21 protein-coding genes are annotated in these 21,060 nt (G+C 62.7%); 17 read left to right on the top strand and 4 right to left on the bottom strand.

The genetic code is table 11. The features are described from left to right. The first annotated feature begins 126 nt into the window (after window positions 1–126). Together cueR and DU505_RS06230 are read left to right on the top strand one after the other, a co-directional pair. Window positions 127–552, top strand: a complete 426-nt coding sequence (gene cueR, locus DU505_RS06235) for a Cu(I)-responsive transcriptional regulator (protein ID WP_114478128.1) — start codon at window positions 127–129, stop codon at window positions 550–552. 175 nt (window positions 553–727) lie between these two features. Next, the gene (locus DU505_RS06230; RefSeq protein ID WP_114478127.1) at window positions 728–1,396 is read left to right on the top strand and encodes a L,D-transpeptidase; all 669 of its coding nucleotides are present in this window, start codon (window positions 728–730) and stop codon (window positions 1,394–1,396) included. Here DU505_RS06230 and DU505_RS06225 read toward each other — a convergent pair. Beyond that, window positions 1,393–3,090, bottom strand: a complete 1,698-nt coding sequence (locus DU505_RS06225) for a GGDEF domain-containing protein (protein WP_181872744.1) — start codon at window positions 3,088–3,090, stop codon at window positions 1,393–1,395. The two genes, DU505_RS06230 and DU505_RS06225, sit on opposite strands and share 4 nt — an antisense overlap. An 11-nt stretch (window positions 3,091–3,101) precedes the next feature. Between DU505_RS06225 and DU505_RS22505 the strand changes: the two genes are divergently transcribed. After that, window positions 3,102–3,368: a hypothetical protein gene (locus tag DU505_RS22505; RefSeq protein WP_181872743.1), complete on the top strand. Its 267-nt coding sequence runs from the start codon at window positions 3,102–3,104 to the stop codon at window positions 3,366–3,368. A 25-nt stretch (window positions 3,369–3,393) separates the two neighbouring features. On the opposite strand, the gene DU505_RS06220 is transcribed toward DU505_RS22505, so the two are convergent. Further along, window positions 3,394–3,681, bottom strand: a complete 288-nt coding sequence (locus DU505_RS06220; RefSeq protein WP_147273045.1) for a hypothetical protein — start codon at window positions 3,679–3,681, stop codon at window positions 3,394–3,396. 630 nt (window positions 3,682–4,311) lie between these two features. Here DU505_RS06220 and DU505_RS06215 point away from each other — a divergent pair. The 10 genes from DU505_RS06215 to DU505_RS06170 all read left to right on the top strand — a co-directional run bounded on the left by DU505_RS06215 (window position 4,312) and on the right by DU505_RS06170 (window position 16,050). Then, on the top strand, window positions 4,312–5,472 hold the full coding sequence (locus DU505_RS06215) for a ChaN family lipoprotein (protein ID WP_220250418.1): 1,161 nt from the start codon (window positions 4,312–4,314) through the stop codon (window positions 5,470–5,472). 11 nt (window positions 5,473–5,483) lie between these two features. Further along, on the top strand, window positions 5,484–7,454 hold the full coding sequence (locus DU505_RS06210; RefSeq protein ID WP_114478123.1) for a M1 family metallopeptidase: 1,971 nt from the start codon (window positions 5,484–5,486) through the stop codon (window positions 7,452–7,454). 126 nt (window positions 7,455–7,580) lie between these two features. Next, a complete protein-coding gene (locus tag DU505_RS06205; RefSeq protein ID WP_114478122.1) occupies window positions 7,581–7,985 on the top strand; it encodes a ribonucleotide reductase subunit alpha in 405 nt (134 codons plus the stop codon). Window positions 7,986–8,111: 126 nt separating this feature from the next. Then, entirely contained in the window at window positions 8,112–8,675 is a 564-nt protein-coding gene (gene ahpC / locus DU505_RS06200) for an alkyl hydroperoxide reductase subunit C (RefSeq protein ID WP_043515649.1), read from the top strand. A gap of 174 nt (window positions 8,676–8,849) precedes the next feature. Continuing rightward, window positions 8,850–10,406: an alkyl hydroperoxide reductase subunit F gene (gene ahpF, locus DU505_RS06195; RefSeq protein WP_114478121.1), complete on the top strand. Its 1,557-nt coding sequence runs from the start codon at window positions 8,850–8,852 to the stop codon at window positions 10,404–10,406. A 224-nt stretch (window positions 10,407–10,630) separates the two neighbouring features. Continuing rightward, window positions 10,631–11,638 carry an amino acid ABC transporter substrate-binding protein gene (locus tag DU505_RS06190; RefSeq protein WP_181872753.1) on the top strand — a complete coding sequence of 336 codons (1,008 nt, stop codon included), beginning with the start codon at window positions 10,631–10,633 and terminating at the stop codon, window positions 11,636–11,638. Window positions 11,639–11,826: 188 nt separating this feature from the next. Further along, window positions 11,827–12,855 (top strand): amino acid ABC transporter substrate-binding protein, encoded by a 1,029-nt coding sequence (locus tag DU505_RS06185; RefSeq protein WP_114478119.1) that lies wholly within the window; start codon window positions 11,827–11,829, stop codon window positions 12,853–12,855. A 114-nt stretch (window positions 12,856–12,969) separates the two neighbouring features. Continuing rightward, window positions 12,970–14,160, top strand: a complete 1,191-nt coding sequence (locus tag DU505_RS06180; protein ID WP_114478118.1) for an amino acid ABC transporter permease — start codon at window positions 12,970–12,972, stop codon at window positions 14,158–14,160. A gap of 9 nt (window positions 14,161–14,169) precedes the next feature. Then, window positions 14,170–15,270 carry an amino acid ABC transporter permease gene (locus DU505_RS06175; protein ID WP_114478117.1) on the top strand — a complete coding sequence of 367 codons (1,101 nt, stop codon included), beginning with the start codon at window positions 14,170–14,172 and terminating at the stop codon, window positions 15,268–15,270. 51 nt (window positions 15,271–15,321) lie between these two features. Beyond that, complete coding sequence (locus DU505_RS06170) at window positions 15,322–16,050, top strand: amino acid ABC transporter ATP-binding protein (RefSeq protein WP_114478271.1); 729 nt, start codon at window positions 15,322–15,324, stop codon at window positions 16,048–16,050. 85 nt (window positions 16,051–16,135) lie between these two features. Here DU505_RS06170 and DU505_RS06165 read toward each other — a convergent pair whose 3' ends face one another. Then, window positions 16,136–16,567, bottom strand: coding sequence for a hypothetical protein (locus tag DU505_RS06165; protein ID WP_114478116.1), 432 nt, complete (start codon window positions 16,565–16,567; stop codon window positions 16,136–16,138). 129 nt (window positions 16,568–16,696) lie between these two features. After that, on the bottom strand, window positions 16,697–17,287 hold the full coding sequence (locus DU505_RS06160) for a histidine phosphatase family protein (protein ID WP_114478115.1): 591 nt from the start codon (window positions 17,285–17,287) through the stop codon (window positions 16,697–16,699). Between the two features lie 165 nt (window positions 17,288–17,452). Here DU505_RS06160 and phnD point away from each other — a divergent pair, with 165 nt between their 5' ends. From phnD to phnE (DU505_RS06140), 4 genes are all read left to right on the top strand, one after another. Then, window positions 17,453–18,454 (top strand): phosphate/phosphite/phosphonate ABC transporter substrate-binding protein, encoded by a 1,002-nt coding sequence (gene phnD / locus DU505_RS06155; RefSeq protein WP_114478114.1) that lies wholly within the window; start codon window positions 17,453–17,455, stop codon window positions 18,452–18,454. A 90-nt stretch (window positions 18,455–18,544) separates the two neighbouring features. Continuing rightward, window positions 18,545–19,363: a phosphonate ABC transporter ATP-binding protein gene (gene phnC / locus DU505_RS06150; RefSeq protein ID WP_114478113.1), complete on the top strand. Its 819-nt coding sequence runs from the start codon at window positions 18,545–18,547 to the stop codon at window positions 19,361–19,363. Then, window positions 19,350–20,168, top strand: coding sequence for a phosphonate ABC transporter, permease protein PhnE (gene phnE, locus DU505_RS06145; RefSeq protein ID WP_114478112.1), 819 nt, complete (start codon window positions 19,350–19,352; stop codon window positions 20,166–20,168). The genes phnC and phnE (DU505_RS06145) overlap by 14 nt, the downstream gene beginning before the upstream one ends. Further along, window positions 20,162–20,971, top strand: coding sequence for a phosphonate ABC transporter, permease protein PhnE (gene phnE, locus DU505_RS06140; protein WP_114478111.1), 810 nt, complete (start codon window positions 20,162–20,164; stop codon window positions 20,969–20,971). Before phnE (DU505_RS06145) ends, phnE (DU505_RS06140) begins: the two co-directional genes overlap by 7 nt. Window positions 20,972–21,060: the final 89 nt, after the last annotated feature.

Raw genomic sequence — 21,060 nt, 5'->3', positions numbered from 1 at the left:
AACCATAGACCTTCCCATCGTTGGAAGGTCAAGCCATGATATGAGCAAGGCCGGTGTCACGCGGCAGGTCTTGTACACAAGAGCTTGATTCAGAAGGGCTTGATACAGAAAAACGGGAGGTGGCGGATGAATATCGGAGAAGCGTCAAAAGCCTCGGGCATCTCGGGGAAGATGATTCGCTATTACGAGAGCATTGGCCTTATCCCCTCGGTTGGCCGGACCGAGGCAGGCTATCGAACCTTCAGTGACAAGGACATTCATACGCTGCGCTTTATCGCGCGGGCACGAAGCCTCGGGTTTTCCGTGGAGCAGATGTCGAACCTGCTCGCCCTGTGGCGTGATAGCAATCGTGCCAGCTCGGACGTGAAGGCCGTCGCTTACGCCCATATAGAGGAACTGGACAGCAAGATCGAGAAGCTCATCGCCATGCGCCAGACCTTGCAACACCTGGCCGAACACTGCCACGGCGACCATCGGCCGAGCTGCCCGATACTTGGGGACCTGGCAGGGGTTCCCGAGCCAGTCGGGACGCCCACCACCGCTGACGTATAAAGAGGTCCAGGCACGGTAGACTTCTTATGCCGTTTTCAATCCTCCTGGTTTTAGTAAATCCTCATGGTTGCTTGACGCGTCACTCGGCTTGAAATAGATCAAGACGCTGCACATTAAAGCCGGGTAAAATCCCTGCCGATAACCAAAAAACGATACCGCTCTGGGCAGGGGGAGCATGAACAGGACTAGACACTGGTTGACCGCTCTTGCTGCGGGGCTGGTCTTGATGGGCAGTGGTGCGGCACAAGCCAATTTCGACGTTTCCACGACGCTGGACGACGGTGTGGAACCGGCCTTTTCCCAGGCCGGGTTCCTGCACTCGCTCGATGCCTCGGCGATGCCTGCCGGCCTGGCGCCGGATGAGATCTGGGTGAGCGTGGATCTGAAGAGCCGCCTGGTGACGGTCTATCGCGGTGAATACGTGATGAAGCGAATCGAGCACCTGGCCTATGGGGCGGGGGGTGCGGCTCCGCTGCGGGCGAAGGGTAGCTCCATGACGCCGCTGGGCGAGTTCCGTGTGGACCGGATCAACCGCGCTTCCCGCTTCGGGCTCTTCTTCGGAATCGACTATCCCAATGCTGAGGTGGCCTCCGAGGCACTGCGAATCGGCAAGATCACGCCTGAGGAGTACCACTATATCGAGTCCTACCGGGCACGCCATGGCACGCCACCGCATACCACGGCCCTGGGGGGCCTGATCGGCTTGCATGGGTTGGGCAGCGGCGATCCCGATGTGCACCGGCGCTTCGACTGGACGGAGGGGTGCGTGGCCGTCGACAACTACCAGATCCGTGCACTGGACCCTTGGCTCAACATCGGGACCCGGGTCGTGATCCGAGGTTAATCCGTCTGAGGCATGGATGGCGCAACGTCGATACAGAGGCGATCCCGGCCGAGCCGCTTGGCGGAATAGAGGCTTGCGTCCGCACGCTGGACGATCTGCCAAGGGTCGCGATCGTTGACCTGGAGGTGGCTCAACCCCAGGCTTAGGGTGTAGCGGATCGGGCCGGCATCGGTATTGACTCGATGAGCACGGTTGGCTTCGAGGATGCGCTCTGCCACGCGCCGGGCTTGCTGCAAGCCTGTCTCGGGCAGCAGTATCACGAATTCTTCACCGCCATAGCGGGACAGATGGTCTTGGGTGCGCAGCGCGGTGCGGGTCACGCTGACGATCTCCTTGAGCACCATGTCTCCCACCAGGTGTCCGCACTCATCGTTGATTCGCTTGAAGTTATCCACGTCTATCAGAATGATGGACAGCGCATGGCGAGAGCGTCGGGAGCGCAGAAATTCCTGCTGCAGCTGCTGCTCGAAGAGGCGACGATTTCCCGCCCCGGTCAGCCCATCCCGGTCGGCCAGCTGCTGCAGGGCCGCTTCGGCCTCGCGACGCCGCTGGATCTCCGCCTTGAGGCGTCGGTTGGTGAGCAACAGATACCCGGCAAGGCCTGCCACCACGATCACTACGCCCATGAAGGGCAGTAACCAGCGCCAGAGTGTGAGCAGCAGAGTGGCGAGGGTCGGAGGAGCGGGCTGAAAGAGAAAGCCCTCTAGCTTATAGCCGTCGATCATGCCCATGGCCTGATACTGGTCACCGATACTCTTCCAGCGCTCCGTGTTGCTGTATCCGATCTCGATGAGTGCTGGCTGCATCAGCTCGCGAACCTGTTCTGCCTCATGCAACAGCAGGGCGCGATCGATATCGCCATGCCGCCCAGGATACGTCTCGAGGATCAGGTCGACGGTCTCCTGGATATTCTTGAAGGCATACGCCCAGCCTTTCACAACGGCCTCTCGGAAGGCGGCGACGCGCTCGGGGTGCTGTTCCACCAGGGCCTGGCGCGTGAACAGCAGGTCCCCATAGAAATCGATCCCGTAGTCGGCGGGTTGAATGATCACCGGCACCTCGCCATGTCGTCTGACGGCATAGAGGCCATCGGTCGAATAGGCCGGTACCAGCTGCGTCCGGCCCGCGTAAAGATCCTGCAGGTTCCAGCTCGGTGCGGCGTTGTTCAGGGACTCGAGATCGACCCCGGCGGCGAGAAAGGTAGCCAGCGTTTCGGCACTGATACGCTCATCCACTCCCGGCAGCGTGACGCTGATCGGGCGATCACCGACCTCCTCCAGTCGAGAGAAGCCGAAGCGCTCCAGGGTCAGGAACACCAACGGCGAGCGCTGCATGATATTGGCTACCACCATGACCGGTTCGCCGCGGGCACGATGCAGGAGCAGGTCCGAGCGCGACACACCGAAGTCAGCCCGGCCGGTGACCACCTCCCGCACAGGATCCACCGCCCGACCAGGGGAGTGGTAGCCGCCATCGCGAATTTCGACATCCAGGCCGGCTTCCTGGAAGTACCCTTGCGCCTTGGCCGCGTAGTAGCCGGCATACTGGAACTGGTGATACCACAGCAGCTGCAGGCTGACCGGCGTCAGGGGCGCTTCGTTGGCGAGTAGCGGTCGCGGTGAAGCGAGTAGCATCATCCCCAACAGCAGAGCGCCGTACACCTTCAGATGACATCTGCCGGAACGATTGCCCATGGCGCCCCCAAGTGGGTAGATGTCCAACCGAGTGTAACGAGAACGAAACAGAAAGGCAGCCATTTCAGCACCGGCGGGGCGGCAACGGGCGACAGGAAGCGCCCACGGCTGACCTGGCCCCCACTGGGCGTCAGCAGGATATCGAACTGGGCTACCGCTTCCAGGCAAGCCGGCACGGTGTCCTGCAGCTCAACCTGAGCCACACCCTGGAGCCAGGGCATGATCGTGCCGCGCGCTCGGATACCGCGGCAGTGATCAACTATCAGGTCGGGTTCTGAGTCGTTTGGAAGCCGTTTGGGAGAGTTAAAGCCGTTGAATCTCGATGAGGTGGCCGATGATGGGATAGCCGGCCTTCTTGGCCGCCTTTTCGGCCTCCAGCTGTGCCTCGAGCTTGGAAATGCTGCTGGAATGGTGTTCGAAGACGCTGTCCTGTTCGAGTGCCCTGGTACGCACGGCGAGCCTGACTAGATGACCCGTCTTGTAGGAGCTGGCCGATTGCCCTGGCGACCTGGCCTCTCTGTCGGGCGTGGGGCGAGTCGGTCGCTTGCTCTCTTCCTTGGGGTTTTGAAAGGCGCTGATTTGACGGCGCATGGACTCTTCAAATTCCTGGAGTTCTGTCTTCATTGGCTCTCTATTGTCGATAAAGATATGTCGTTAAAATAGTTAAGGCTAAGGGCGCCGTGAGTATGTGTTTCGTGACTCGAATAGTGCCAGGACAAATATTCCAGGAAAAACGAGTCATGTACGATTAACCCGAGTGCTGGTTTTTTATAGCGGCTCCGCGCCCGTATCTTAGTGTAACCTTCCATACGCTGCCTTCGCGCCAGTTTATGGCACAAGCGCCGAGCCATGTCTCGAATTGTCCGTCTCGAATTGCCAGGGCAGACACCACTCATTGAAGTTCGCGTGAAGAGCCCATCCATTCAATAACCCAGGTTATGAACTGACAGCCTTGATTGACGGATGAGGCCAAAAAATCGACACACTCAGGCGACGACTGGCTTTCAGGAGCTCGCTGCGTTTCTAGAGCATATCCAAACCTCGGTTGCCGAACAACCATGAAAAGGGGAGGTAGGTCCCTCTTCACCAAACGCTACCCGCGCGACATGATGCCGGAATTGAAGAGGGAGGCCAGCGAATCTTCAGGCGGGGTACGAGAGGGCTGCCAACTCGTGACGTATACGCCATGATGGTGAATGTGAAACCGTCATGGAGTCATCGATGCTATTACCATTCACTTTCCGCTGGGGGCTCCTGACGCCCGCCTGCCTGGCAGGCGCGCTGGTGCTCAGCTCGGTTCCCGCCCAGGCCGCCACCTGTCCCGCTCCGGGTCAGTGGCTTGAGCCAGGGGGGCAGCAGCTGACGCCGGATGCCCTCTTTTCCGAGCTGGCGGAGCGCAATGCGGTGCTGCTCGGCGAGCAGCACGACGACGCGGATCATCATCTCTGGCAGTTGCACACACTGGCGGGCCTGCACGCGCGCCGCCCCGACATGGTCATCGCCCTGGAGATGCTGCCGCGAGAGGCGCAACCGGCGCTCGATGCCTGGGTGGCGGGTGAGCTTGGCGAGCAGGCATTCATCGACCAGAGTGGCTGGCACAGCGCCTGGGGCTTCGATCCAGCGCTCTATTTTCCCATCCTGCATTTCGCTCGGCTCCATCGGGTACCCCTCAAGGCGATCAACGTGACCCCGGAGCTGCGTGGCCGGCTGGTCGAGGAGGGTTGGGAGGCAGTGCCGACGGCGGAGCGCTTTGGCATCACGGCACCGGCCGAGGCGTCGGCTGCCTATCGCGAGCGACTGGCGGAAGTGTATGCGCAGCATCCGTCCCGTGGCGGCGAGGAGGGGCTCGAGCGCTTCATTGAGGCGCAACTGGTATGGGATCGTGCCATGGCTTCTGGCCTTGCAGAAGCCGGGAAGGAGGCCGATCTGGTCGTCGGCCTGATCGGCCAGGGACATTTGCAATACCAACATGGCGTGCCGCATCAGCTCTCGGACCTCGGCGTCGACAATCAAGCGACATTGCTGCCCTGGGCTGTGGGCGGAGAGGCGTGTGGGCCACCACCGGAAGGCCTGGCCCGGGCGGTCTTTGCCTTCGATGACAGTCGGCATGAGGCCATGCCCCCTATGCAGCTGGGCGTCTACACCACACCCCATGAGGCGGGTGTTGAAGTTCACGCCATTCTCGAGGGCTCGGTCGCCGAGCAGGCGGGCCTCGAGGCAGGTGACATCATTCTCCAGGCAGCCGGGGAGTCCCTGGCGCGCCCCGCTGACCTGACCGGCCTGATACGCCAGCAGCGTCCGGGCACCCTGCTGCCGCTGGTCATTCGTCGAGATGGCGATGAGCGGGAGGTGCTGGCTCGCTTTCCGCCGCGGTCAACGTGAGAGGTCGAGGAATGTTGGGTTGTGCCTGGCGAGCGGTAACGACGCTGTTGCTGGTCTTGTCGCTGGCGCTGCTGGCCCACGGCAGTGAGTCTGCTCAGAGTGAGAGTGAGGTGCGGCTGAGCGTCTGGCTGGAGCCGTCATCGCGGCGGCTCCAGGGCGAAATGACCGTTCGTCCGCCCCCTCGCGTGGGCAGGTTCCGGCTCGATCCGGGGCTCGATATCAGCGAGGCGCTGGTCGATGACAAGGCATTGTCGCTGGAGGAGAGAGCGGCAGGGCGCTATCGCCTGTCGGTGTCACCGGAAGCCGAGGCGGTGACGTTGCGCTGGAGCGGCGTGCTCGATACCTCGAACAGCCGGTCGATGGTGTCACCGGAAGGCAGCCTGTTGGCGGGTGACGGCGGCTGGTATCCGCAGTTTGCCGAACTGGGGCCCTTTGCGCTGTATATCGAGGTCCAGGTGCCGGTTGGTCAGCGGGCGGTTGCCACGGGGTCGCTGCTTGAGGAGCCTCTTGCGGATGAGACGGGCTATCGGGTGCGGCATTACCATCCGCGAACGGCATCGATAGAGCTCGCCGCGGGGCCATGGCGAGAGCGCCAGCGGACGGTGGATGGCGTGCGCGTACGCGCCCTGTTCCCCGCCGGGCTGGATGACGACCATGCCGAGACCTATCTCGCTTACTCCGGCCGCTACCTCGCCCAGTTCAGCGAGCGTGTCGGCGACTACCCTTACGACAGCTTCACCGTTGCCGCTTCGCCGGCGCCGCTGGGGCTGGCCTTTCCCGGCTTCACCCTGCTCGGCGAGCGGGTGATTCCGCTGCCCTTCATACCGCACACCTCGCTGGCGCACGAACTGATGCACGCCTGGTGGGGTGCCGGTGTCCGGGTGGACTACCCCAGCGGCAACTGGTCGGAGGCGTTGACCACCTACCTGGCCGACTATCATCTGGATGAGTTGCGTGGTGAAGCCAGCGACACTCGTCGCCGCTGGCTCGTCGACTTGGCGGCGTTGCCCGCCACCTTCGACCGGCCGCTGGTGGATTTCCGTGGTGGCCGTGACCCCGCGCTGCGACTGATGGGCTACCAGCACGGTGCGATGCTATTTCATATGCTGCGACAGCGTATCGGTGACGAGGCGTTCGATGCCGGCATCAAGCGCTTCGCCGCAAGGCATATGCATGCTACCGCAAGCTGGGATGATCTGGCGGTGGCGTTTTCCGAGACGGCCGACGAGGACCTGAGAGACTTCCTCGGCGCCTGGCGACACAAGCCGGGACGGCCGGCACTGAACATGACGGCGGTTGAGCGCCATGAAACCGAGACGGGTTGGCAGGTGGGGGGCATACTCGACCAGGCGGGCGACCACGAGCCCTGGCCGCTTCTGGTGCCGGTGGTGGCAGAGACCCGCAGCGGCTCGGTGCGCCATGATGTCGCGCTCGAGACCCGGCAGGCCAGGTTTTCGCTATCGTATGACGCAGAGCCCCTCTCCCTTACCGTCGACCCTGGCCATGACCTGCTGCGCGAGCTCGACCCGGCGCCGTTCATCCTGAGACACGTCGTCCTGCATCCCGAAAGCCGCCTGCTGGTGCTGCCGCAGGCGCTGGAGGCCCAGGGGCGCGAGTGGGTACTACAGGCCCTGGGCCGGCCCCTGGCCCTGGCTGGCGAACCGTCGCTCGATGGCGAGGTGCCGCTACTGGTACTCGGCGACGCCGAGGATGTCGCCACCTGGCTGGCCGAGCAGGCGTTGCCCGAACCGCCGACGGCCATGGCAGCACGGGGTGAGGCGCGGATGTGGACGCTGCCGGAAAGTCGGGTGGTGGTCGTGAGTGCCGCTGAACCTGGCCAGCTGCAGCGGCTGGTGGCCTCCTTGAGACACCATCAGCATCGCAGCTATCTGGTCCAGGATGCCGAGGGAGATACCCTCGAGGCCGGCACATGGTCGCTGGACGAGGCGGGGCTGCGCGTCGAGTTCTCGTCCTTGCGCTGATGCGGAGCGGAGGGCAGGGGCGTATCGAATGCGTTATCGTACCGGGTGCGCCTTGCCCCTGGCTGGCGCCTGTTTCATTATCGGCATCGCCAATGCGATGTTGCGACCGAGTTCTGGAGGAGTATCTTGGCCATTTCCCGTTTCGCCGATCTGCTGGAGGAAGCGAATCAGCAGCCGGAGCCCCAGCGGCTGCTGTTCGTCTTCACTCGAGCCGAGCTGCCGGACAACCCCACCGCCGAGCAGCGCCAGCGCTTCGAACAGGGCGAGGGTGGGGTCCTGACCCCGGCGCTATGCGTCGACAAGTCGCCCGAGGAGCTCAGTGACATGGAGGCGCTGGTGGCGGAGTCACGCAACACCGGCATCGAGTGGGATATCGTGTTCGTGGCAGCGCTGTCCGGCAGCGGTCTGCAGCCACCCTCTGGCGAGGAAGCCGAACGTCATCTGCAGCGTATGGTCGAATCGCTCAAGATGGGTAACATAGAGAGCTTCCTGGCGCTGGATCGCCAGGGAGAGGTGGTTTCGTTTCAATAAGTTGCTCGCTACTCATAGGCGATACTTATCACCACCATGTTTGCATTCAATTTAGTCTATCGGGGCTCAGCGGTTATCATGGGCCTCGTATTCGGACCATCAACCACCGACAAGGAGCATCACTGAATGTCCCTGATCAACACTGAAGTCAAGCCGTTCAAAGCCACCGCTTTCCACAATGGCGAGTTCATCGACGTCACCGAAGAAAGCCTGAAGGGCAAGTGGAACATCTTCTTTTTCTATCCGGCCGACTTCACTTTCGTCTGCCCCACCGAGCTCGGTGACCTGGCGGATAACTACGAAGAGTTCAAGAAGCTGGGTGTCGAGGTCTACGGTGTTTCCACCGATACCCACTTCACCCACAAGGCGTGGCACGACAGCTCCGAGACGATCAACAAGATCCAGTACCCGATGCTGGCCGATCCGACCCTGACCATCTCGCGCAACTTCGAGGTGCTGATCGAGGAAGCCGGTCTGGCCGAGCGTGGCACCTTCGTGATCGACCCGGAAGGCAAGATCCAGATCGTCGAGATCAATGCCGGCAACATCGGCCGTAACGCCGAAGAGCTGCTGCGCAAGGTGAAGGCTGCCCAGTATGTGGCCGCCAATCCGAATGAAGTCTGCCCCGCCAAGTGGAAGGAAGGCGAAGAGACCCTGTCTCCGTCCCTGGACCTGGTCGGCAAGATCTAAACGTCGCTTGCCGAACCCGCGGGGCTATCCCCTGACCTCGTGAGTTCCACGCCCGGGCGTGCCCCGCCCGGGCGATTCAAGACCAAGACCCTGACCCGACGTGCGCTGGCCCCTGGCCTCGCAGGGCGTCGAGTCATGCCTGTTTCATGAGCCAGACATGAGGAAGCCGCTGTCATGTTGGACGACAATCTGAAGAGCCAGCTGCAGACGTATTTGCAAAAGGTCACCCAACCGTTCGAGATCGTCGCGTCCCTCGATGACGGCGACAAATCCAAGGAATTGTTCAAGCTGCTGGAGCAGATTGCCGGCTTGAGCGACAAGATTACCCTGCGCAGCGATGGTCGCGATGTCCGCACGCCGTCGTTCGCCCTGAACCGCCCAGGGGAAGACACCGGCCTGGTGTTCGCCGGGATCCCCATGGGCCATGAGTTTACCTCGCTGGTATTGGCACTGCTGCAGGTCGGTGGGCACCCGCCCAAGGTCTCCGACGAGGTAATTGAGCAGATCAAGAGTCTCGACGGTGAGCTGAACTTCGAGACCTATTACTCACTCTCCTGCCAGAACTGCCCCGACGTGGTTCAGGCGCTCAACCTGATGGCGGTGCTCAACCCGAACGTGCGCCATGTGGCCATCGACGGCGCTCTGTTCCAGGACGAGGTGGAGCGGCGTGAGGTGATGTCGGTACCGAGCATCTACCTCAACGGCGAACCCTTCGACCAGGGACGCATGAGCCTCGAGCAGATCCTGGCCAAGGTCGACACCGGCGCCGCCAGGCGCGAGGCGGCCAAGCTCAACGAGAAGCAGGCTTACGAGGTGCTGATGGTCGGCGGCGGTCCGGCCGGTGCCGCGGCGGCCATCTATGCCGCGCGCAAGGGCATCCGTACTGGCGTTGCCACCGAGCGCTTCGGCGGTCAGGTTCTCGATACCATGGCCATCGAGAACTTCATCTCGGTCTCGGAGACCAATGGCCCCAAGCTGGCCGCCGCGCTGGAAGAGCACGTCAAGCAGTACGAGGTGGATATCATGCCGCTGCAGCGTGCCGTCAAGCTGGTGCCGTCCACGCAGCCCGGCGGCGAGCATGAGGTGGTGTTCGAGTCGGGCGCTTCGCTCAAGAGCCGCTCCCTGATCCTCGCGACCGGAGCCCGCTGGCGTGAGATGGGCGTGCCCGGCGAGGAGGAGTATCGCAACAAGGGCGTGGCCTACTGTCCCCACTGCGATGGGCCGCTGTTCAAGGGCAAGCGCGTGGCGGTGATCGGGGGTGGCAACTCCGGCGTCGAGGCCGCCATCGACCTGGCCGGCCTGGTCGAGCATGTCACCCTGATCGAGTTCATGGACGAGCTGCGTGCCGATGCAGTGCTGCAGAAGAAGCTCGCCAGTCTGCCCAACGTGGACGTGATCAAGGGCGCCAGGACCACCGAGGTCAACGGCGACGGCAAGCGGGTCAACGGCCTCACCTACGAGGATCGGTCAAGCGGCGAGCTGCGTCGGCTCGAACTGGAGGGCATCTTCGTGCAGATCGGCCTGGTGCCCAACACCGAGTGGCTGACCGATTCGTCGATCGAGCTCTCCCCGCGTGGCGAGATCGTCGTCGACGATCACGGCATGACTTCGGTACCGGGGATCTTCGCTGCCGGCGACGTGACCACGGTGCCCTACAAGCAGATCGTCATTGCCATGGGCGAAGGTTCCAAGGCGGCACTGGGTGCCTTCGACTACCTGATTCGCCTCTGACGAAGCGCTTGCCGAGCCGCTCGGCGCAAGATGTCAGCAGTCGCCCCGCAGGCCCAGCCTGCGGGGCGACTGCGTGTGCGACCAGGCCAAATTCACGGGTTCGTTCAAATGAGCAGGTGAAAGTGGTGGGTATATGGGCTAATGGTAATACGGGAGCTATCTCCACCGGTCTCCCGGTACGACCCACCATGGCAAGGATGAACCGCATGATCGATAACAATACGATGGCTCGGCTGATGCCGGTGATACTGCTGACGCTTGGCGCCACTGGATTGGCACAGGCCAGCACCCTGGAGGACGTGCGCGACCAGGGTCATGTGCGCTGTGGCGTCAACGCCGCCCAGCCTGGCTTCTCGGCGCTGGATGACGAGGATAACTATCGGGGGCTGGATACCGATGTGTGTCGCGCCATTGCCGCCGCGGTGCTTGGCGATGCCGAGAGCGTGCGCTACGTACCGCTGGATTCGGTGGAGCGCTTCACGGCCATTCAGTCGGGAGAGGTCGATGTGTTGTCGCGCACCACGACCTGGACCTCGAGCCGAGACACGTCGATGGGCGTCAACTTTACCGGAGTCAGCTACTACGACGGCCAGGCCTTCATGGTGGCAAGCGACCTGGGTGTCAACAGCGCACTGGAGCTGGACGGAGCCGATGTCTGCACCCAGAGCGGTACCACCAGCGAACTCAACCTGGCGGACTTCTTTCGCGTCAATGATATGAGCTACAACCCCATCGTGTTCGACTCACCCGAACAGGCGATTGCCGGTTTCGAAGCGGGGCGCTGCGATGTGCTCAGCTCCGACGCCTCCCAGCTCTACTCCCAGCGCATGCAGCTGCCCGATCCCGACAGCGCCGTGGTGCTGGCGGATATCATCTCCAAGGAGCCATTGGGCCCGGCGGTCCGCCAGGGCGACGACCAGTGGTTCAATATCGTCAAGTGGTCGCTGTTCGCCATGATCAATGCCGAGGAGATGGGCATCACACAGGCCAACGTCGAGGAGATGCTCGATTCCGAAGATCCCGATATCGCCCGCCTGCTGGGACGTGACGGCAACTACGGCGAGGGCATGGGGCTCGAGGCCGACTGGGCCTACCAGATCATTAGCCAGGTGGGCAACTACGGCGAGATGTTCGACCGCACTGTCGGCGATGGTTCCGAGTTCAAGATCGCCCGCGGGCTCAATGCACTGTGGACCGAGGGGGGCATTCTCTACGCACCGCCGATCCGTTGAGGTCGATTGTGCCGGCCAGGCGGTGGCACTGGCAGGGTCTGGCCGGCGAGGGAGATCCTCTTCGGCCAGATCGTTGAATAAGGGTTTCGACTGGACTATCCCTGCGACGGAAGAAACCTTGCTAAGGTGCGTGGCACATGCCTCGGCATGCATCATTCATACGCTAATATTGTTATCGAGGGACCCTCATGCGCAACAACAAGAACAAGTGGCTACTGCTGACTTCCGCAGCGGCTTTGACACTGGGTGCGGTTTCCACGGCGTCTGCCGATACGCTCGAAAATACGCGTGAGCGCGGTGCCGTTCAGTGCGGCGTGAGTGACGGCCTGCCGGGCTTCTCCGCACCGGACGACCAGGGCGAGTGGCAAGGCCTCGACGTCGATGTCTGTCGAGCCGTGGCCGCCGCCGTCTTCGGCGACGCTGAAGCCGTGCGCTATATTTCGCTCAACGCCGTCGAGCGCTTCACCGCGCTGCAGTCCGGCGAAGTGGATCTGCTCTCGCGCAACACCACCTGGACCACCACCCGCGACACCACCCTGGGCCTGAACTTCGCCGGCGTGAACTTCTACGACGGTATCGGTTTCATGGTCAGTCGCGACCTGGGTGTATCCAGCTCCACTGAGCTAGACGGCGCGGCTGTCTGCGTGCAGTCCGGCACCACCACCGAGCTCAACGTCGCCGACTACTTCCGTGCCAACGGCATGGAGTTCGATCCCATCGTCTTCGACACCTCCGAGCAGACCGTGGGTGGATACGAGGCCGGTCGCTGTGACGTACTGACCTCCGACACTTCGCAACTGGCGGCGCTGCGCATCCAGCTCTCCGACCCTGACGGTTCGGTGATCCTGCCGGAAGTCATCTCCAAGGAGCCGCTGGGCCCGGTCGTTCGCCAGGGTGACGACCAGTGGTTCAACATCGTCAAGTGGTCGCTGTTCGCCATGCTCAACGCCGAGGAAATGGGCATCACCAGCGACAACGCCGAGGAGATGCTCGGCTCCGAGGACCCGGATGTCGCCCGCCTGCTGGGCGAGGATGGCAACTACGGCGAGGCCATGGGCCTGAACGCCGACTGGGCCTATCAGATCATCAGCCAGGTCGGTAACTACGGCCAAAGCTACGAGCGCAATGTGGGCATGGACTCCCCGCTGCAGATCGAGCGTGGCATCAACGCCCTGTGGACCCAGGGTGGCATTCAGTACGCACCGCCGATCCGCTGATCGAACCGTCCGAGGCGTCGCCTGAAGGCGCCTCGAGTCTTGTTATGCCCCGATCCGGTCATCCCGGGCCGGGGCTTGATACCTGCTTGACGGATCCAGGCGGAGAGTCCCTTCATGTCCGTTCGTCCCCAGCCCCATCCAGTTGGCCCAAAACCGCCTTTCTGGCGTGATCGCGCCAAGCGCGCACTGATCTTCCAGGTATTGCTGATTGCTGCAGTGGCTGCCTTCCTGCTCTATATCATCGGCAATACTCAGGCCAACCTGGCCGCTCGTGGCATCACGACCGGCTTCGGTTTCCTGACCAATACCGCCGGCTTCGGCATCGTCCAGAGCCTGATCGACTATTCCTCCCAGAGCACCTACGGTCGCACCTTCGTGGTCGGGCTTCTCAATACCCTGCTGGTGTCGGCGCTGGGGGTGTTGGCGGCGACGATCATCGGTTTTACCGTCGGCATCGCCCGGCTTTCGCCCAACTGGCTGATCGCCCGTCTGGCCAATGCCTATATCGAGATCTTTCGCAACATACCGCTGCTGCTGCAGATATTCTTCTGGTACTTTGCCGTGCTGCGGACCTTGCCGAGTGCCCGCGACAGCCTGTCGCTGGGCGAAGTGTTCTTCCTCAATGTGCGCGGTCTCTACCTGCCCGAGCCGCTGTTCGAATCGGGCTTTGGGCTGATTCCCCTGACCCTGGGTATCGCAGTGGCGGCCAGCATCGCTCTGGTGGTGTGGAACAAGCGTCGCCACGAGGCAACGGGCAAGCGCTTCCCGGCAGGCTGGTTCTCGCTGGCGCTGATTCTTGGCCTGCCACTGCTGGTACTGGTCGCCACCGGCGTGCCGGTGACCTGGGATGTGCCGCAATTGACCGGCTTCAACTTCCGCGGTGGCATCACGATCATCCCCGAGTTCCTGGCCCTTTGGCTGGCACTGTCGATCTATACCGCATCGTTCATCGCCGAGATCGTGCGCTCGGGCATCCAGGCAATCTCACACGGCCAGACCGAGGCCGCCCAGGCATTGAGCCTGCCGCGCAATCTGGTATTGCGCCTGGTAGTGGTGCCCCAGGCCATGAGGGTGATCATTCCACCGCTGACCAGCCAGTACCTCAACCTGATCAAGAACTCTTCGCTTGCCACCGCCATCGGCTATCCGGACCTGGTTTCCGTATTCGCCGGGACCACGCTCAATCAAACGGGACAAGCGATCGAGGTGATCGCCATGACCATGGCGGTCTACTTGACCATCAGCCTGCTTGTATCGATGTTCATGAACTGGTTCAACGCCCGTGTGGCGCTGGTGGAACGCTAGGAGAGCGCCATGACAATTCAAGAAAAGATGCTTGAGGCGCGCCCCGCACCCAAGAGCACCGTTGGCCCGGTGGCCTGGCTGCGTGCCAACCTCTTCAGCGGGCCGGTGAACACGGTATTCACCCTGCTTGGGTTATACCTGCTCTACCTCCTGCTGACGCCAACGATCCAGTGGGCCTTCATCAATGCAGACTGGATCGGCACCAGCCGCGACGACTGTTCCCGCGAGGGCGCCTGCTGGGTGTTCGTCAACGCCCGTCTTGGCCAGTTCATTTATGGGCTCTATCCCGGCAGCGAGATCTGGCGGGTCAACCTGACCTTCGCCACCTTCGCCGGGTTGATCGCCTGGCTGGCGATACCGCGGCTGCCCTACAAGCGCTGGGTAGCGGTGGCGACGCTGGTGGGTTTCCCGGTGTTGGCCTACTTCCTGCTCTACGGCGGGCACTTCGGTCTGCGTGTCGTGGAGACCCACCGCTGGGGCGGGCTGATGCTGACCCTGGTGCTGGCGGTGGTGGGTATGGTGGGCGCCCTGCCCATCGGCATCATGCTGGCCCTGGGGCGGCGTTCGCAGATGCCCATCGTCAAAAGCTTCTGCGTGGTGTTCATCGAGTTCTGGCGCGGCGTACCGCTGATCACGGTGCTGTTCATGGCCTCGGTGATGCTGCCCCTGTTCATGCCCACCGGCGTCAGCGTCGATCGCCTGATCCGCGCCTTCATCGGTATCACCCTGTTCCAGAGTGCCTACATGGCCGAGGTGATCCGGGGTGGCCTGCAGGCGATTCCGCGGGGGCAGGAAGAGGCCGCGGCGGCCCTGGGCATGGGCTACTGGAAACGCATGGGCCTGATCGTGCTGCCCCAGGCGTTGAAGATGATGATTCCGGGCATCGTCAATACCTTCATCTCTCTGTTCAAGGACACCACCCTGGTCATGATCATCGGGCTCTTCGACCTGCTGGGTATCGTCCAGGCGGCGCTGTCCGATTCTCGTTGGCTGGGCTTTGCCCTGGAGGGGTATGTCTTCGCCGCCTTCGTGTTCTGGGTCTTCTGTTTCAGCATGTCGCGCTACAGCCAGTATCTCGAGCGGAAGCTGCATACCGGCCATAAAAGATAAGGAACGAAAATAATGAATGAACAGGCAACCCAGGCCGGCACCGAGACACCCATGGTCGAGATGCGCGGCGTCAACAAGTGGTATGGCGACTTCCACGTGCTCCGCGATATCGACTTCGAGGTCAAGCGTGGCGAGCGTATCGTCATCTGCGGGCCCTCGGGCTCCGGCAAGTCGACGCTGATCCGCTGCATCAACCATCTGGAAGAGCATCAGCAGGGCGAGATCGTGGTCGGGGGTATCCCGCTGACCCAGGACATCAAGCGCATCGAGCAGATCCGTCGCAGCGTGGGCATGGTGTTCCAGCACTTCAATCTCTTTCCCCATCTGACGGTGCTCGAGAACTGCTGTCTCGCCCCCATGTGGGTGCAAAAGCAGCCGCGCCGCGAGGCCGAGGCGCTGGCCATGAGGTACCTGGAGCGGGTGCAGATCGCCGAACAGGCGCGCAAGTATCCGGGCCAGCTATCGGGGGGGCAGCAGCAGCGGGTCGCTATCGCCCGCTCGCTATGCATGCATCCCGATGTGATGCTGTTCGATGAACCCACCTCCGCGCTCGACCCGGAAATGATCAAGGAGGTGCTCGACGTCATGGTCGAGCTGGCCAACGAGGGCATGACCATGCTCTGCGTGACCCACGAGATGGGCTTCGCCAAGACCGTGGCCGACCGGGTTATCTTCATGGATCAGGGGCAGATCATCGAGGAGAACGCGCCGGAACCCTTCTTCAACAACCCGCAATCCGAGCGTACCCAGCTGTTCCTCAGCCAGATCCTCGGCCACTGAGCGATACCGGGCTCGGCGCCTGCGGCGCTGGCCCGGCCTCTCGGCAAGCGAGCCCTTCCAGGCAGGGGCCCCGGCCTCGGCCGTGTCAGCTCGAGGTACGCGTTGGCTTCAAGGGGTCCGCGGGTCGGGTGATCCGGGCGCTGCCCAGCACGCTGGCTTCTGTTTCCAGATGGCGCGCCTCGCTGGTCCAGGCGGCATCATCGGCGTGCACCGCGGGCCGGCGCTCGAACGAGCGAGTCATCACATCGCGAGGTGCGAAGCCCGGGCGGCCATTCAGATGATGGGGTAGCAGGCACAGTTCCACGAGCAGGCGCAGGATCATGGCGCCCAGCAGCCAGAGGCCGCCACCGACTGCCAGGGCCGGCCAGGCCGTTACCCAGTCGGTCGACGCCAGCACCGGGGTGCGAGGCATCAACCATAGTGCGGCTGCGGTCAACAAGCCGAGCTGAAGCAGTAGATGGCAGAAAATCAGGGTGCCGCGAGAGAGCGGACGGCGGGGAAACAGGAATTGTTGCATCGTGGGATCCTCCCGTAGAGTGCACATCGCGGCACGATGAATCTTACCGGCCTCCATGCCGATAATGCAGAATGCTACCTCAGATGCTGGCTGGGCGCAGCCGTTGTTGATGGCTATCGTGCGGCCGGCTCACTGCAGCACAGTCAAACTGGCGGGAGCCAGCGGCTCGCGATCCCGGTGCCGGCTCAGGGGCCGGCCCTCGAGAGCCGTCAGCAGTATCTGCAGCGGATCGCCATGGCTGACCAGAAGCACCGTTTCTCCGTCCAGTGAATGCTCCAGCGTCTCGATCACAGCCTGCATCCTCCTGGCTACGCTGGCGACGCTCTCCACGCCATGTTCGACGTGCTCGGCGCTGCGTGCATCCAGCGCCCAGACTCGGGGGTACCGGTCGTCCGCCTGGCCTTCAAGATCGCCGAAGTGCCTCTCCCGCAGGCGAGGCTCGCGCTGCAGCGGCAGCTCGAAATGGGCCGCCACCCGGGCCGCGGTCTCGGTGGTGCGCAGGAAGTCCGAATGGAGGATCCGCGTGGGTACCGGCCAGCACCAGTCGAGGAGCAGGGCGTCGAGCTGGGAGACGCCCTGGGGCGAGAGGCCAAAGGCCGTCAGGCCGCACTCGGGGGTGCTGACGATCAGCCCCTGAGCGTTGGCCTGGCTATGGCCGTGCCGCATCAGGAGGTAGCGGTTGCGCCGTGGTACCGCGGCGTTGAGGAATCCGTTTGACATGCTATCGTCATACTACCTAAATTGATCTTGAGTTTCGGTAATGATCATCGCAGGCGGTCATATGTTCGATTTCGATCAGGCGTATGAGAGACCATCCCTCCGACCTAACGTCAACAACCGCTGGACGAATGCCCAATAACAAACGCACGCAAAGTGAGTCACGCCATGAAAGCATACAGCATCACGAACAAGCACCCCTTGGCCGCGCTGGCCCTCTCTTCCCTGCTGCCCCTGGCCATGCTCATGTCGGCTCAGGCCCACGCCGACTGCCCGCGTGGCGACCTGGACGATCTCTACTGCGATGAAGACGGCGACATGGTCGCCGACCGGCCAGCCGACGAGTCGGAGTGGGCCAATCCCGATACGCTGATCTTTGCCTATACGCCGGTGGAAGATCCGGCCATCTATTCCGATATCTGGCAGCCGTTCATCGATCACCTGGAAGAGGTGACCGAGCGCAACGTGCGCTTCTTCGCCGTGCAGTCCAACTCGGCGCAGGTCGAGGCCATGCGCAGCGGGCGGCTGCATATCGCCGGTTTCTCCACGGGCCCGACGCCCTTTGCGGTGAACCTGGCCGGCGCCGTGCCATTCGCGCTGATGGGCTCCGACGACGGCCAGTTCGGCTATACCCTGCAGCTCTATACCCACGTCGATTCAGGCATTGACAGCATGGAGGACCTCAAGGGCAAGCGGGTCGCTCATACCTCGCCGACCTCCAACTCCGGCAACCAGGCGCCTCGCGCCCTGTTTCCGGAAGAGGGAATCGTGCCCGACGAGGACTATGAAGTGGTCTATTCCGGCAGCCACGATCAATCGATGCTCGGCGTGGTAGCTCAGGACTATGATGCTGCCCCGGTGGCCTCCGAGGTGGTCGAGCGCATGGCCGCCCGCGGGCTCTACGACGAGGAGGACGTCAAGATCATCTACGAGTCGGACCGCTTCCCGACCACCTCCTACAACTATGCGCACAACCTGCATCCCGACCTGGTCGAGAAGATCGAGGAAGCCTTCTTCTCCTTCGATTTTGCCGGCACCGCGCTGGGCGAGGAGTTCGAGGGCGTGGAGAAATTCATCCCCATCAACTATGAGGAGCACTGGCGGGTGATCCGCACCATCCAGGCGGCCAACGACGTTCGCTATACCCGCGAAGACCTGGATCAGGAGTAAGCCTGACAGTCCTCCGGGCTTCCTGTCCGAGAAGGTGTGAGCCCCCGGCCGCTGGCCGGGGGTCGGTTTTCTGCATAGCGAGGTGGATGAATGCTGGAGATCTCCAAGCTGGTCAAGCGCTACGGCAATGACGAGCCGGTGCTGCAAGAGCTGGATCTCGTGGTGGAGGGCAGCAGCGTGGTCGCCATCGTCGGCGCATCCGGGGCGGGAAAGAGCACCATGCTGCGCTGTATCAACCGGCTGGTGGAGCCGACCTCGGGTTCGATCCGACTCAACGGCAACGAACTGGTCAAGCTGAAAGGGGCTGCGCTCCGGCGAGCGCGGCGCAAGATCGGCATGGTGTTCCAGGGCTTCAACCTGATCGACCGTCTATCGGTAATGGAGAATGTGCTGGCGGGGCGGCTCGGCTACGTGAGCCTTTACCAAGCCATCACGAGGCGTTACCCCCGGGAAGATATCGAGCGCGCCTTCACGCTCATGGAGCGGGTGGGCATCGCCCAATACGCCAACAAGCGTGCCGATGAGCTTTCCGGTGGCGAACGGCAGCGGGTCGGTGTCGTGCGGGCGCTGATGCAGGAGCCCGAGATCCTGCTGGCCGACGAGCCGACGGCATCGCTCGATCCTCGTACGTCCGAGCAGATCATGATCCTGCTGCAGAGCCTGGCGAGCGAGCTGTCGCTGCCGGTGCTGATCAATATCCATAACGTGGCCCAGGCCAAGACCTACACCGAGCGCATCGTGGGCCTGCGCCACGGCAAGATGATCTTCGACGGTGTGCCTGACGATTTCAACAAGGAGGCACTGGACGCCATCTACGGCGGCATCGAGGCACCGGACGAGGAGATCACCAGGCAGCCCGGCAGCAGTCCGAAACAGGGCAAACAGGGGGCCGCTCATGACCAGATCTGACGTGCCCGGCACGCACCCGGCGCCCAGGACCTGGCGCAAGCCGTCGTTCATCGCTAATCCGGTCCTTCGCTATGGGCTGTGGCTGGTGGTGCTGGTCTATCTGATCTGGGCCTTCGGCAGCCTGCCGTTCAACTGGGAGCGTATCAGTGAGGGGCTGCCGCGGGCAGCACGAATCTTCGGCGGTGGTTTCCCGCCGAGCTTCGAGCGCAGCGGCCTGCTGCTCACCGGCTTCAAGGAGAGCTTTCAGATTGCCATCCTGGCAACCCTGCTGGGGGTTGCGCTGTCGATTCCCTTCGCGGTGATGGCGGCCCGAAACATTGCGCCGCTGCCGATCTATCTGTTCGGGCGTGCGGTGATCATCGTGTCTCGCAGCTTTCACCCGGTAATCGTCGCCATCCTGTTCGTGGCAGCGGTGGGATTCGGCCCCTTGGCGGGCGTGCTGACCCTGACCCTCTACTCCATCGGCTTCGTCGGCAAGCTGCTGGCGGAGGAGATCGAGGAGATCGACTGGGGTCAGGTCGAGGCGATGAAGGCGACCGGCGCGGGCTATTTCGCAATTCTGGTCTACGCCGTCTTCCCCCAGATCCTGCCGCGCCAGGTGGGTCTTTCCATGTACCAGCTCGACAGCAACCTGCGTGCCTCAGCCGTAGTGGGGATCGTCGGGGCCGGGGGGATAGGCGGCACCCTGATGAACGCCTTCGGACGCTACGATTACGATTTTGCGTTCGCCATCCTGTTGATCATTATCGCGGTGATCCTGGTCAGTGAAGGCATCAGCGGCTGGGTGAGGAAAAAGATATGGTAGATCAAGCCGAAGCCCTCGCCGATCGCATCTGGCATCGCTATGACCGCAAGGAGCGTCTGATCCGTTACGCCGTCCTGCTGGTGACCGTGATGGTGGTCTACTGGGCGGTTCGCGATATCGACATCTTCTGGCCCTGGGTGTGGGATGCGCCGAACCAGATCTCGAGCCTGGGGGCGCGCATGTGGCCGCCGGACCCGCGTCGGCTTGAACAGATCATCGGCGCCATGGTCGAGACGGTGCATATCGCCACGCTGGCGACGATGCTGACGATCTTCATCGCCCTGCCGGTCTCCTACATCGCCGCCCAGAACACCACCCCCAACCGTGCCTGCCTGTGGTTGGGGCGCTTCATCCTGGTCTCCAGTCGTTCGGTCAACACCATCATCTGGGCGCTGCTGTTCGTGGCGATCTTCGGCCCCGGGGTGCTGGCGGGGATCCTGGCGATCATGTTCCGTTCCGTCGGCTTCATCGGCAAGCTGATGGGTGAGGCGATCGAGGAGATCGACCGTCGCCCGGTCGAGGCGATGGAGGCCACCGGTGCCTCCAAGCTCAAGGTGATCGCCTATGCCGTTGTGCCCCAGGTCATGCCGGCCTTCTTTGCCATCGTCATACTGCGCTGGGATATCAACATTCGCGAGTCCACGGTGCTGGGGCTGGTGGGTGCCGGTGGCATCGGGGTCCTCCTTCAGGGATCCATCGACACCTTCGCCTGGCCCACCGTGGCGACCATCCTGATAGCCATAGTCATTCTGGTGCTGATCGGTGAAGGCATTACCAGCGTTCTGCGGCGCAAGGTCATCTAGGCGCTGTCCCCACTGGTTTGACCCCGGGGCCCCACCTTGCCATGTTGAAGAGGAGGGGCATGGCTCCATGGCATGCCCTCCCGTCAACC

The organism is Billgrantia montanilacus (genome assembly GCF_003336675.1).
Classification (GTDB): domain Bacteria; phylum Pseudomonadota; class Gammaproteobacteria; order Pseudomonadales; family Halomonadaceae; genus Halomonas; species Halomonas montanilacus.
Note: the sequence above shows the minus strand (reverse complement) of the source record. Positions and strands in the feature narration are given on the sequence as shown.